14 protein-coding genes (1 of these 14 cut by a window edge) are annotated in these 13,255 nt (G+C 47.3%); all 14 read left to right on the forward strand.

From position 1 onward, the window contains the following. The first annotated feature begins 21 nt into the window (after positions 1-21). Entirely contained in the window at positions 22-699 is a 678-nt protein-coding gene (gene pyrE, locus BLCOC_RS10765) for an orotate phosphoribosyltransferase (RefSeq protein ID WP_115625283.1), read from the forward strand. A gap of 43 nt (positions 700-742) precedes the next feature. Continuing rightward, positions 743-895: a hypothetical protein gene (locus BLCOC_RS10770; RefSeq protein ID WP_029469593.1), complete on the forward strand. Its 153-nt coding sequence runs from the start codon at positions 743-745 to the stop codon at positions 893-895. A gap of 93 nt (positions 896-988) precedes the next feature. Beyond that, positions 989-1,477, forward strand: a complete 489-nt coding sequence (locus BLCOC_RS10775) for a VanZ family protein (protein ID WP_018596696.1) — start codon at positions 989-991, stop codon at positions 1,475-1,477. Further along, positions 1,458-1,778 (forward strand): DUF6142 family protein, encoded by a 321-nt coding sequence (locus tag BLCOC_RS10780; RefSeq protein WP_018596697.1) that lies wholly within the window; start codon positions 1,458-1,460, stop codon positions 1,776-1,778. The genes BLCOC_RS10775 and BLCOC_RS10780 overlap by 20 nt, the downstream gene beginning before the upstream one ends. Before the next feature lie 10 nt (positions 1,779-1,788). After that, complete coding sequence (locus BLCOC_RS10785) at positions 1,789-2,379, forward strand: HD domain-containing protein (RefSeq protein WP_029469592.1); 591 nt, start codon at positions 1,789-1,791, stop codon at positions 2,377-2,379. Beyond that, positions 2,372-4,426 (forward strand): aminopeptidase, encoded by a 2,055-nt coding sequence (locus BLCOC_RS10790; protein ID WP_115625284.1) that lies wholly within the window; start codon positions 2,372-2,374, stop codon positions 4,424-4,426. Before BLCOC_RS10785 ends, BLCOC_RS10790 begins: the two co-directional genes overlap by 8 nt. A 211-nt stretch (positions 4,427-4,637) precedes the next feature. Then, on the forward strand, positions 4,638-5,138 hold the full coding sequence (purE, locus tag BLCOC_RS10795; RefSeq protein ID WP_018596700.1) for a 5-(carboxyamino)imidazole ribonucleotide mutase: 501 nt from the start codon (positions 4,638-4,640) through the stop codon (positions 5,136-5,138). Between the two features lie 29 nt (positions 5,139-5,167). Beyond that, the gene (purM, locus tag BLCOC_RS10800) at positions 5,168-6,193 is read left to right on the forward strand and encodes a phosphoribosylformylglycinamidine cyclo-ligase (RefSeq protein WP_018596701.1); all 1,026 of its coding nucleotides are present in this window, start codon (positions 5,168-5,170) and stop codon (positions 6,191-6,193) included. Positions 6,194-6,269: 76 nt separating this feature from the next. Next, positions 6,270-6,896, forward strand: a complete 627-nt coding sequence (purN, locus tag BLCOC_RS10805; RefSeq protein WP_115625285.1) for a phosphoribosylglycinamide formyltransferase — start codon at positions 6,270-6,272, stop codon at positions 6,894-6,896. A gap of 20 nt (positions 6,897-6,916) precedes the next feature. After that, the gene (purD, locus tag BLCOC_RS10810) at positions 6,917-8,191 is read left to right on the forward strand and encodes a phosphoribosylamine--glycine ligase (protein ID WP_029469590.1); all 1,275 of its coding nucleotides are present in this window, start codon (positions 6,917-6,919) and stop codon (positions 8,189-8,191) included. A 288-nt stretch (positions 8,192-8,479) separates the two neighbouring features. Further along, entirely contained in the window at positions 8,480-8,848 is a 369-nt protein-coding gene (locus tag BLCOC_RS10815; RefSeq protein ID WP_018596704.1) for a GntR family transcriptional regulator, read from the forward strand. Positions 8,849-8,908: 60 nt separating this feature from the next. Beyond that, on the forward strand, positions 8,909-11,371 hold the full coding sequence (locus BLCOC_RS10820) for an ATP-dependent Clp protease ATP-binding subunit (RefSeq protein ID WP_115625286.1): 2,463 nt from the start codon (positions 8,909-8,911) through the stop codon (positions 11,369-11,371). Between the two features lie 123 nt (positions 11,372-11,494). Beyond that, complete coding sequence (locus BLCOC_RS10825) at positions 11,495-11,908, forward strand: hypothetical protein (protein WP_018596706.1); 414 nt, start codon at positions 11,495-11,497, stop codon at positions 11,906-11,908. A gap of 101 nt (positions 11,909-12,009) precedes the next feature. Then, positions 12,010-13,255 carry the 5' portion of a DNA repair protein RadA gene (radA, locus tag BLCOC_RS10830; RefSeq protein ID WP_018596707.1) on the forward strand. It continues 131 nt past the right edge of the window, so 1,246 of the gene's 1,377 nt are visible here — the first part of the coding sequence; it begins with the start codon at positions 12,010-12,012; its stop codon lies off the right edge, out of view.

Raw genomic sequence — 13,255 nt, forward strand, 5'->3', positions numbered from 1 at the left:
AATACGGAGGTTTAAGGATATATGGAAGCGTACAAACAGGAATTTATTGAATTTATGGTGGACTGCCAGGTGCTGAAATTCGGAGACTTCGTCACAAAAAGTGGACGAAATACCCCATTTTTCGTAAACACCGGATTTTATAGAACAGGAGCACAGCTTTGCAAGCTGGGGGAATACTATGCCAGAGCCATTGCAGACAAGTTCGGATTTGATTTTGATGTACTATTCGGTCCGGCTTACAAAGGAATACCGTTGACTGTAGCGGCAACCATGGCGATCAGTGAGTTTTACGGGAAAGATATCCGTTACTGCTCCAACAGGAAAGAAGTAAAGGATCACGGAGATAAGGGAATCCTTCTGGGAAGTCCTATTGAGGACGGCGACAAGGTAGTCATCATTGAGGACGTGACAACAGCAGGTACCTCTATTGCTGAGACACTCCCCATTATCAAGGCGCAGGGCAGTGTAAGCCCTATCGGTCTTGTGGTTTCTGTAGACCGCATGGAGCGGGGACAGGGCAGTAAGAGCGCGCTCAAAGAAATAGAAGAAAAGTACGGCCTGGCCACAACTGCCATTGTAACCATGGAGGAAGTGGTAGAGCATCTGTACAACAGAGAATACAAAGGAAAAGTTATCATTGATGATAAGATGAAAGCAGCCATTGATGCATATTATGAGAAATATGGCGCAGAAGAATAAAGACAATCATCTGAATTTGTCGGGACGGAAGGAAGTGTGCTAGGTGAACGAGAAGATTTATAAGACTATGTCATGTGCCGGGGTCACTGCTTTGGTACTGGGAATCATCGTAATGGTGACAAGTATTGTCAGCGGCGTTATGCTTATTATCAACGGAACCAGACTTTTAAAAAAGAGAAGCGAAATCACATTCTAGCCGGACAGAATAACACAAAATTAAGGAAGAGGGCGTTTTATGCAGCCCTCTTCTTCATACATAGGAGAGACTATGCAATAGGAGTTTAGAACATTGAAAAATAAAACAAAAAGGAAAATTAAAGCGGCGGGAACAGTATTGTTTCTGGTTTATATACTTGCGCTTGTCTATTTCCTGTTTTTTGCGGAGCGGTTCAGCGGCGTGGAATTTGCCCAGAGAGAGTATCATTATAACCTGACTCCCCTGCAGGAGATCAAAAGATTTTGGATGTACAGAGAACAGCTTGGAGTATTGGCAGTGGTATCTAATCTGTTCGGAAATGTAATAGGTTTTGTTCCTTTTGGCCTGATCCTTCCCATCATTTGCAGAAATGCAAGGGGATTCTTTTTTATTACTTTTTCCGGTTTTGCACTGAGCCTTTGCGTGGAAACCATACAGCTTGTCACTAAGCTGGGATGCTTTGATGTGGATGATATGATTTTGAATACAACTGGTGCGGCAATAGGATATCTTTTATTTGCCGTCAGCCATTATATATATAGAAAATACAGGAGGAAACAGCATGGCAAAAAAACGCTATAAATATTCATTTACAAAAAAAAGACATACCAGGGGAGGCGTAGAGTCTTCTATTCTTGCACTGGTATCCTGCCTGCTGTTTTTAGGAGCAGCAATCTGTGCCCTGGCATTGAACGGACAGGGCGGCATGTACCTGGGAGCTTTGGGGATTTTGGCTCTTGGTCTGTCGGTCTATGGGTTTATACTGGGACTGAAAAGTTTTTCCGAACAGAATCGCGAATTTCTTTACAGCAAGGTTGGCTCAGTGGCCAATGGCGTGCTGATGGTCATATGGATCGCACTGTTTCTGGTAGGCATCTCATAAGGAGGATAAAATGGACGAGAGACTGAAAAAACAAATGGAATTTATGCTGGAAGTGGATAAGAGTAAATTTGTCCGCCGCCAGACATATCTGTCAGACGGGATCCGCAGGGAAAACGATGCGGAACATTCCTGGCATCTGGCGCTGATGGCTGCCCTTTTGTCAGAGCATGCCAATGAAACCATAGACACGGCCAAGACCATGCTTATGGTACTGATACATGATATAGTAGAAATTGACGCTGGGGATACCTACGCCTACGATGAGGCCGGACATATGGATAAGCGGGAGCGGGAGGTAAAGGCAGCAAAACGCATATTCGGACTTCTTCCGGAGGACCAGGCTGAAAAAATGCTGGATCTGTGGGAAGAGTTTGAAACATTCGAGACACCGGAGGCTAAGTTCGCCCATTCCCTTGACTGTGTTCAGCCGCTGATGCTCAATGACGCCACAGACGGCAAGTCCTGGCGGGAGCATGAGATCAAGAAATCACAGGTTATGAAAAGAAATGCAAAAACAGCGCAGGGTTCAGAGACGCTGATGGACTATGTGGACGGTATTCTTGAAAAAAATGTGAAAAAAGGGAATCTTAGAGATGAGTAAAGATACATTTTTAGAAGAGCGTTTTGAACTGGTAAAAGAGAGAATCCGGGACATGCAGCAGGAAATGGATGTACCGGAAAGGTTTATGGGCTTTTTTAAGGAGATGACTCCATTTCTGAATTATGTGCTCAACTTCCATGAGAAGATCCAAGAGGGATGGCTGGATCAGGCGTCTCTTGCGGAACTTCAAAAGAACAACCAGGCTTTATATGAAGGGATACTGCCGGGGGCCTATGAGACATCCTATGCGAATCCTGCATATGCAGTGCGTATGCTGCGGGAAGATTACGGGAGACTGCTTTCCTTCTTGGCCGCAGAGGTACGGGGCATCGTGGCGTACGCCTATGAGGACCGCCTTTTTGATATGACCGTGATCATGGAACTGTACGTCCAGATTTATAATCTTCTGGAGGAGCCTGTTGTACCGGCGGAGGAGATAAAGGACACTCTCTACTGGTATGTGAGTGATTACAGTGAGGAGATGGCAGGGAGAAGGATCAGGGAAGCTGTGGACCCTTCTCTTGATTTTGCTGTGCGCATTATCTGTGACAATGACCTGACAGATCTGAGATATCTGTACAAGTACGGGGAATACGTGACAGAGAATGAACTTGCCATGGCGGAATACCTGAACAGCTTCTCTGAAAATGAACTGCAGGATATGGCCCGTACATTTACTGAGGGGTACCGGATAGGGTTCATTAACGGCAGAAAAGATATTACCAAAAAGAACAGTGTGAATATTCGCTATCAACTGGGGTTTGAGCCAATTGTGAAAAGAGCTGTCCTCCAGTTTGAAAAAATGGGATTAAAGCCTGTCATCTATCGGAGTGCCGTCCATGCAGTAAATAAAAAGCAGCATCACAGGATCGGATATTATGGGGCAGTCCCCAATAAGCAGTTTGATTATGACCATAAGGACGATGCAGCGCTTTTTCTGGATCAGGAATTTGTGCAGCGGAAGCTTCGGGTCATGCAGGTGGCTTATGAGCAGGTAAAGGAACTTGCCGGCACGCATGGAGGTCCGGCCGTTATTGAGACATTTGGTGAGAAGCCGTTTACACCGGAGAATAAAAAAGAAGCTTTTTCTCTGACACCCCATCAGCAAAAGCTGCAGGTGACTTATGACAATGAGGCCGGACAGATCGTGAACCGCTACATCAAAGGTGAGGAGCGCAGTTTTACCATTATTGCCTATCCGGTATGTGAGATAGGGGAGAAGTTTAAAGAGATATTTAGGGAGACAGTGCGTCTGAACACTTTAGATTACCGCCTTTATCAGAATATTCAGCAAAAGCTTATCAATGCCCTGGATGAAGGCTGTGAAGTTAAGATAAAAGGCAGGGGTGTCAACCACACAGATATGACAGTGTGTCTGCATGAGCTAAAATGTCCCGAAAAACAGACGAACTTTGAAAACTGTGTGGCGGATGTCAATATTCCTGTAGGTGAAGTTTTTACAAGTCCGGTACTGTGCGGAACAAACGGTGTGCTCCACGTATCCGGTGTGTATCTTGACGGATTATATTACAAAGATTTGAAATTGACATTTACAGATGGAAGGGTGTCAGATTACACCTGCGGGAATTTTCCTGATGAGGAGGAAAACAGGAGCTATATCAAGGAAAATATTCTCTTCCACCACGACATGCTTCCGCTGGGGGAATTTGCCATAGGCACCAACACAACAGCGTATGTGATGGCAAAGAAATATCAGATCGAGGATATCCTGCCCGTTCTCATTGCGGAGAAGATGGGACCGCATTTTGCAGTGGGTGATACCTGCTACAGTTGGTCTGAGGATACCGCGGTATATAATCCGGACGGGAAAGAGATCATTGCCAGGGACAATGAAGTATCTATACTGAGAAGGATCGATGCGGGCAAAGCCTATTTTGGATGTCATACGGACATTACCATCCCTTATGAGGAGCTGGGGGAGATCACAGTTGTGAAAAAGGATGGCAGTCTGATACCAATCATAGAAGACAGCAGATTTGTCCTGCCGGGGACTGAGGAACTGAACCGGGTATTGGGAGAATTATAAAACGTATACTGCCGGGCCGTTGCGGACCCGGCCTTCCTTTTTATGCGGATATCTGCCATTTTCCGCTATAACCTGCCATTAAAAATGAGATATGAGGTTGACAATATTTAGAACTCTATGTAAAATTGTTCTGTAAAGATGAATGCTAACGTTATGATTCACAGTTTCGTGAGCCTTAACAACAAAATTCAAATATAAAGGAGATAAAGTCATGGCAAAAGTTGGAATTGTTATGGGAAGTGACTCTGATATGCCTGTTATGAAAAAGGCAGCAGACATGCTGGAGAAATTTGGAATCGAATATGAGATGAAGATCATCTCAGCCCACAGAGAACCGGACGTATTCTTTGAGTACGCAAAGACGGCAGAGGAGAAAGATTTCAAAGTTATCATCGCAGGCGCAGGAATGGCAGCTCACCTTCCCGGTATGTGTGCGGCGATTTTCCCAATGCCGGTTATCGGTATTCCCATGCACACCACGTCTTTAGGAGGAAGAGATTCCCTGTATTCCATCGTTCAGATGCCGTCCGGAATTCCGGTTGCAACAGTTGCGATCAACGGAGGAGCCAATGCGGGTATTCTGGCAGCCAAGATTTTAGCAACTTCCGACCAGGAACTGCTGCAGAAGCTGAAAGACTACAAAGAAGAGCTGAAAAACCAGGTCGTTGCAAAAGACGCAAGACTGCAGGAAGTTGGATATAAAGAATATTAATACAGAAAACAAACCTTTGGAGGATGAAAATGGATTACAAGAATGCCGGTGTAGATATTGAAGCAGGCTACAAATCAGTAGAATTGATGAAGGAACACATTAAAAAGACCATGAGACCGGAAGTTCTCACCAATATCGGTGGATTTTCCGGTGCGTTTTCCATGGATGCATTCAAAAATATGGAGAAGCCAACTCTGGTATCAGGGACAGACGGCGTTGGAACCAAGCTGAAACTGGCTTTCATCATGGACAAGCATGACACAGTGGGAATTGACTGTGTGGCAATGTGTGTGAACGATATTGCGTGCGCAGGCGGGGAACCTCTGTTTTTCCTGGACTATATTGCCTGTGGCAAGAACTACCCGGAAAAGATCGCTGAGATCGTCAAAGGCGTGGCAGCAGGCTGTGAGCAGTCAAATGCAGCCCTCATCGGCGGTGAGACAGCAGAGATGCCCGGTTTTTATCCGGAAGATGAATATGACCTGGCGGGATTCGCTGTTGGTGTCGTGGACGAAAAAGATCTGATCACAGGAAAAGATTTAAAAGACGGCGATGTGCTTGTAGGCATGGCTTCCTCCGGTGTGCACAGCAATGGTTTTTCTCTGGTCAGAAAAGTGTTTGACATGACAAAAGAGTCTCTGGAGACTTACTATGACGAACTGGGCAAAACCCTGGGAGAGGCGTTGATCGCCCCCACAAAAATATATGTAAAGGCTCTCAGAAGCGTAAAAGAAGCCGGTGTCCGCGTCAAGGGCTGCAGCCATATTACAGGCGGCGGATTCTATGAGAATGTGCCTAGAATGCTGGGAGACGGCGTATGCGCAGTGATTGAAAAGGATAGTTATCCGATTCCCCCGATCTTCACCCTGATGGCTAAAAAAGGTGAGATTGATGAGAAGATGATGTACAATACCTATAACATGGGTATCGGTATGGTGATGGCTGTGGATGCGGCAGATGTGGAGAAGACCATGGAAGCCGTAAAGGCAGCAGGTGAGACACCGTATGTCATCGGCCGCATTGAAGCTGGCGAAAAAGACGTTAAATTAGTGTAGTTTATAAGTTCCCGCAGATTCCTCCCATACAGGCAGTCTGCGGGCTTTCATCTCGTAGAGAAAGGCTGGTAAGACGATGCTGAGACTGGCAGTTCTGGTATCCGGCGGCGGCACAAACCTGCAGGCCATAATGGATGCCATTGACAATAAAACGATCACCAATGCGGAGATTACCGTGGTTATCAGCAATAATCCCGGTGCGTATGCGCTGGAGCGCGCTAAAAACCATGGAATCGAGGCCTGCTGTGTATCCCCGAAAAGCTATGAGAACAGAGAAGCTTTTAATCAGGCCCTTCTTGAAACCCTGCAGTCCTACAAGCCGGACCTCATCGTGCTGGCAGGCTGTCTTGTGGTGATCCCGGAGATCATGGTAAAAGCTTTTCCAAATAAGATCATCAACATTCATCCGGCACTGATCCCTGCTTTCTGCGGGACCGGGTATTACGGGCTTAAGGTCCATGAGGCTGTTCTGAAAAGAGGAGCAAAAGTGACCGGAGCTACCGTGCATTTTGTAGATGAGGGTACAGATACAGGACCCATCATCCTGCAGAAAGCGGTGAATGTAGAAGAGGGCGATACCCCGGAGATCCTGCAGCGAAGAGTCATGGAGGAAGCGGAGTGGGTCATCATGCCAAAAGCGATCGATCTGATCGCGAATGACAGGATAACAGTGGAAAACGGTATTGTGAAAACAAAAGAGTGAACGGAAGGAAAAGGGGCAATATGAAAGTATTAATTATCGGAAGCGGCGGAAGAGAGCATGCCATTGCATGGAAAGTGGCACAGAGTCCAAAAGTGGATAAGATTTACTGCGCACCCGGCAATGCGGGAATCGCAGAGTATGCCCAGTGTGTGGATATTAAGGCCATGGAGTTTGAAAAGCTGGCTGCATTTGCAAAGGAGAATGCCATTGACCTTACAGTTGTGGGAATGGATGACCCGCTGGTGGGCGGAGTTGTAGATGTTTTTGAGAAAGAGGGGCTGCGTGTATTCGGGCCCAGAAAAAATGCGGCTATTTTGGAAGGCTCCAAAGCATTTTCAAAAGATCTGATGAAAAAATACAATATCCCCACAGCGGCATATGAGAATTTTGAGAACGCGGAGGATGCTTTAAAATATCTGCGCGAAAAGGCAGAATTCCCCATTGTGCTCAAAGCTGACGGCCTTGCGCTTGGAAAAGGCGTCTTGATCTGCAATACCTTGGAGGAGGCAGAAGAGGGCGTTAAAACCATCATGCTGGATAAAAAATTCGGCTCTGCGGGCAATACCCTGGTTGTAGAGGAGTTCATGACAGGCCGTGAGGTTTCCGTGCTCTCCTTTGTGGATGGAAAGACTATCAAGACTATGACTTCCGCACAGGACCATAAACGCGCACAGGACGGTGATCAGGGTCTGAATACAGGTGGTATGGGAACTTTTTCACCAAGTCCTTTCTATACCAAAGAGGTGGATGAGTTCTGCGAAAAATATGTCTATCAGGCCACAGTGGACGCAATGGCTTCCGAGGGAAGAGAGTTTAAGGGAATCATCTTCTTCGGACTTATGCTCACAGAGAAAGGACCGAAGGTCCTGGAATACAACGCTCGTTTCGGCGATCCGGAAGCACAGGTTGTGATCCCCAGACTGAAAAATGACATTGTGGATGTATTCGAGGCATGTGTGGACGGCAGACTGGACGAGATCGATCTGCAGTTTGAAGACAATGCGGCAGTCTGTGTAGTTCTGGCTTCTGACGGATATCCGGTATCCTATGAAAAAGGATTTCCCATCAAAGGTCTAGATACCTTCAAAGACAAAGACGGATACTATGTATTCCATGCGGGAACCGCATTTAAAGACGGCCAGATCGTTACAAACGGAGGCCGTGTTCTGGGTGTGACGGCAAAGGGCGCAGATTTGAAGGAGGCCCGTGCAAATGCTTATAAAGCAGTGGAGTGGATTTCTTTTGATAACAAATATATGCGAAATGATATTGGAAAAGCCATCGACGAGGCATAAATAAGGTTACTATTCAGCCTTTCGGCTTCATAGCAACAAAAGCATGCGCACAGTCTGTACAAACCGCGGTCTGGCGTGTGGCTCCTGGAGATTGCCTTGCAAATGCAAGGCAGCACCTCGCGGGACAGTGGAAGGCTGAACGGTTACTAAATAAGACTCTTTTATTCTAATGAAAAGGAAACGCTGCAGATGCAGGGCGTTTCCTTTTTTTGACCATCCACTTGAACAGAACCTTCATTTGTGCTATTCTATATATAACAAATTCCAAAAGAGAAAGCAGGTGGAAGAATGTTGATAGAAATTGATTTCAGCAGTGAGGAAGCAATCTACGTTCAGCTGTGTAATCAGATCATTTTGGGAATTGCCACCTCCAAGCTTCAGGAGGGTGAAAATCTTCCTTCTGTGAGACAGTTGGCTGACACCATAGGCATAAATATGCATACGGTAAATAAAGCCTATTCTGTTTTAAAACAGGAGGGTTTTGTCACCATTGACAGAAGAAGAGGCGCTGTTATCTCCGTAGATGCGGATAAGATACGTGCTCTGGAAGAGATGAAGGAAGAACTCAGGGTTCTTTTGGCAAAAGGAAGCTGCAGGAATATTTCCAGGGCAGAGGTACATGAATTGATAGATGAAATCTATGAAGAATATGAGTGACGATCCGGCATCTGTGAAGGCGCAGGATCGCTGCAATATGAGTATAATAAGGAGACTTGCATGAAAGAACGTTATTCAAAGCAGGCAGTAAATGCGCTGAAAGCCGCTGAGAAAACTGCCGAGGGACGCAGCCACAACTATGTGGGTACAGAACACCTGCTTGTGGGACTGCTGAAAGAGACGGCGGGAACAGCAGGGCTGGTACTGGCGGAAGACGGTGTGGAAGAAATGAAACTGCTGGCGCTGATCGATAAACTGATCGCCCCTCAGGGGGATGTGGCGCTGGAGAACCCCCAGGGATATACACCCAGAGCGCAGCGGGTTTTAGATAAAGCCAGAGAGGAAGCGGGCAGCCTCGGCGGAGGTGTCATTGGCACGGAGCATATCCTCATCGCTATGCTGAAGGAATATGACTGTGTGGGGACCAGACTACTCCATACCCTGGGGATCAATATACAGCAGCTTTACCTGGACGTGCTGAAAGCCATGGGAAAGGATAAGATGATACCCAAGGAGGACCTGCAGAGCGGGAATCTGATGAAAGCATCCACAGGAAGCCAGACGCCGACTCTGGATCAGTACAGCCGTGACCTTACCAAGATGGCACAGGAGGGGAAACTGGACCCTGTCATTGGCCGGGAAAAGGAGATCTCACGGATCATCCAGATACTGAGCAGAAGAAGCAAGAACAATCCCTGCCTGATCGGTGAGCCCGGAGTGGGCAAGACAGCGATCACAGAGGGGCTTGCACAGCGGATCGTGTGGGGGCTTGTGCCGGAGAATATGCTGGATAAACGAGTGGTTGTGCTGGATCTGTCAGGAATGGTGGCAGGCAGCAAATACAGAGGAGAATTTGAGGAGAGGATCAAAAAAGTTGTACAGGAAGTCATGAACAACAAAGGAATCCTTCTGTTTATCGATGAGCTGCATACCATAATAGGGGCAGGCGGCGCGGAAGGTGCCCTGGATGCATCCAATATCCTGAAGCCTTCTCTCTCCAGAGGCGAAATTCAGCTTATCGGTGCCACAACCATAGAGGAATACAGGAAGTATATAGAAAAAGATGCCGCGCTGGAGCGGAGATTCCAACCTGTCATGGTGGAGGAGCCCTCAAAAGAGGAGGCTGTGGAGATATTAAAAGGCCTTGCGCCCTATTATGAAAAGCATCACGGGGCGGTTATTGAGGAATCAGCCATTGAAGCGGCTGTGGCCATGAGCATTCGCTATATCAACGACAGGTTCCTGCCGGATAAAGCCATTGACTTACTTGACGAGGCAGCGTCCAAGGTACAGCTTGCCGGCTATAAGACACCGGAGGGGATCGTTCAGACAGAAAATCATCTCCGCCGTATCTATGCAGCCAAGGAGGAGGCCGTAAAAGCCCAGGATTTTGATCTGGCGAAGGAACTTCAGGCAGAGCAGGAAAAAGCCGAGAGAGAGCTGAATAAGGTTCGTGAGCGCTACGAAAAGCAGTGCCGCAGCAAGAAGCTGGTGGTAAAGACAGAAGACATAGCAGAGGTGGTTTCTGAATGGACCAAGATACCGGTGAAAAAGCTGGCTGAGGGAGAATCAAAGCGCCTTGCCCGCCTGGAACAGATACTGCACAGGCGTGTGGTGGGGCAGGACGAAGCTGTAACTGCAGTGGCAAAAGCGGTGAAGAGAGGCCGCGTGGGACTCAAAGACCCCAAACGCCCGATCGGTTCTTTCCTGCTCCTGGGACCTACCGGTGTGGGTAAGACAGAGCTGTCCAAAGCACTGGCAGAGGCAGTGTTCGGAAACGAGCAGTCCATGATACGTGTGGATATGTCCGAGTATATGGAAAAGCACAGTGTATCCAAACTGATCGGTTCACCGCCTGGATATGTGGGATATGAAGAGGGTGGTCAGTTCAGTGAAAAGGTACGGAGAAATCCATACAGCGTTATTCTTTTCGATGAAATTGAAAAAGCGCATCCCGATGTGTTCAATATCCTGCTTCAGGTGCTGGATGACGGTCACATTACAGATGCCCAGGGAAGAAAAGTGGACTTCAAGGAGACCATCATCATCATGACCTCCAATGCAGGCGCCCAGGCCATCGTATCGCCGAAGAAACTGGGCTTTGGAGCAGTGGAAGATGAAAAACAGGATTACAAGAGGATGAAGGAAGGGGTCATGGAAGAGGTAAAACGTATGTTTAAACCTGAGTTCCTGAACCGTATTGATGAGATCATCGTCTTCCACACCCTCAATAAAGACGAGATCAAGAAGATCGTGGGAATCCTGCTGAAAGATTTAGTAAAACGCTGTAAAGACCAGATGAACATCACCTTAAAGGTACGCGACAGTGTGAAAGAGCTTATTGCCAAGGAAGGCTTTGATCCAAAGTATGGTGCAAGACCGCTGAAACGTGCCATCCAGAACAAGATCGAGGACGCCATGGCAGAGGAGATCCTGGAAGGAAAGATCAAGGAGGGCGATGAGGTAACTCTTGGCATTTCTAAACAGGGAATAAAATTTGTGGTAAATCAGCCGAATGACTAGAAAAAGATTACGAATTATGGTAACATGCATATAAGGTTTCCATTGAAAAATATAACCAAAGACACCGGAAGGCGTGGAGACATTTTCTGCCTCGGTGAAAGACATAAGTGGGAGGACATTGAGATGTCAGTAGTAAAAGAGTTAATACGAACAGAGGAAAACGGAAAAATCAGCTTTGGAAATTATGAATTGGCGGCAAAATCCAAACTATCCGACTTTGAGCATGACGGAGACATGTATAAAGTAAAGACATATAATGAAATTACCAAGCTGGAGCGCAATGGCATGTTCGTGTATGAATCTGTTCCGGGAACTGCGGTTCTGGATCTTGATGTGATGGAGGACGGTATGAGCTTTTTGGTAGAAGGTCCCAATGATGCTCAGATCACCGTCGAACTGGAAGAAGATACAGAGTATGCGATTACCATAGATGGAGTGAATGCAGGTCAGATGAAGACGAATCTGGGCGGCAAGCTGTCCTTCAGCGTTGAGCTTGAGCAGTCCGAGCAGGTATCTGTAAATATTAAGAAGCTGTAAGCATGGGTACAGCCTGATAAGACAGTGATTTAGCTTAAAAGCAGCGGGTCGGAGTGTGGTGCTCCGGCCCGTTTTATCTTTGTAACGGAAAGGACAAGCATATGGCAAAGGCTAAAAAGACAGTTTTTTTCTGTCAGAACTGCGGATATGAATCCGCAAAATGGATGGGACAGTGTCCCGGCTGCCGGGAGTGGAATTCATTTGTGGAGGAGACTGTTTCCCAGGGGACGAAAAAAGGCCCAGGGCAGACTGCCCCCGGTGCAGCGGGCGGCCGTGCAGGCAAACCTATGATGCTCTCTGAGATAGATATCCGGGAGGACAACCGGATCAGGACCAGTATGGACGAATTAGACCGGGTACTGGGCGGCGGTGTGGTGCAAGGCTCTATGGTACTGGTGGGAGGAGACCCTGGAATTGGAAAATCCACGCTTCTTCTGCAGGTATGTAAACTGCTTTCTGATTCAGGCCATAAAATCTTATATATATCAGGAGAAGAATCCCTCCAACAGATAAAAATGCGGGCACAGCGTATCGGAGTATTCAATGAGAATCTGCGCCTTCTCTGTGAGACGAATCTGGAGGCCATCAGCACAACAATAGAAAATGAAAAGCCGGAGGCAGTCATCATTGATTCGATCCAAACCATGTATAATGAGGAAGTGTCCTCAGCACCGGGGAGCGTTTCCCAGGTCCGGGAATCCACAGGTATTTTGATGAAGATTGCAAAAGGAATGGGAATATCTGTATTCATTGTGGGACATGTGACAAAGGATGGAAGTGTGGCGGGACCCCGTGTATTGGAACATATGGTGGATACGGTACTGTATTTCGAGGGGGATAGACATGCGTCTTACAGGATCCTCAGGAGTGTGAAGAACCGTTTTGGCTCCACCAATGAAATCGGCGTATTTGAGATGCAGGAGTGCGGGCTTGTGGAGGTGAAAAACCCATCCCAGGTCATGCTGAACGGCCGTCCTACAGATGCGTCAGGGACTGTGGTAGTGTGCTCTCTGGAGGGAACACGTCCCATATTGATCGAGATCCAGGCTTTGGTCACAAAGACTAATTTCGGTCTGCCCAGAAGAACTTCTGTGGGTATTGACTATAACCGGGTTAATTTACTTATGGCAGTTTTGGAGAAACGTGCAGGCCTGGCACTGGGAAACTGTGATGCATACGTCAATCTTGCGGGCGGAATGAAGCTGGGGGAGCCGGCTATTGATCTGGGAATCGTGGCGGCTATCATATCCAGCTACAGGAACAGAACGGTGGACCCGGATACCCTGATTTTCGGCGAGGTCGGTTTGTCGGGCGAGGTGCGGGGCGTCAGTCAGGCACAGCAGAGGG

The organism is Blautia coccoides (assembly GCF_034355335.1).
Classification (GTDB): domain Bacteria; phylum Bacillota; class Clostridia; order Lachnospirales; family Lachnospiraceae; genus Blautia; species Blautia producta.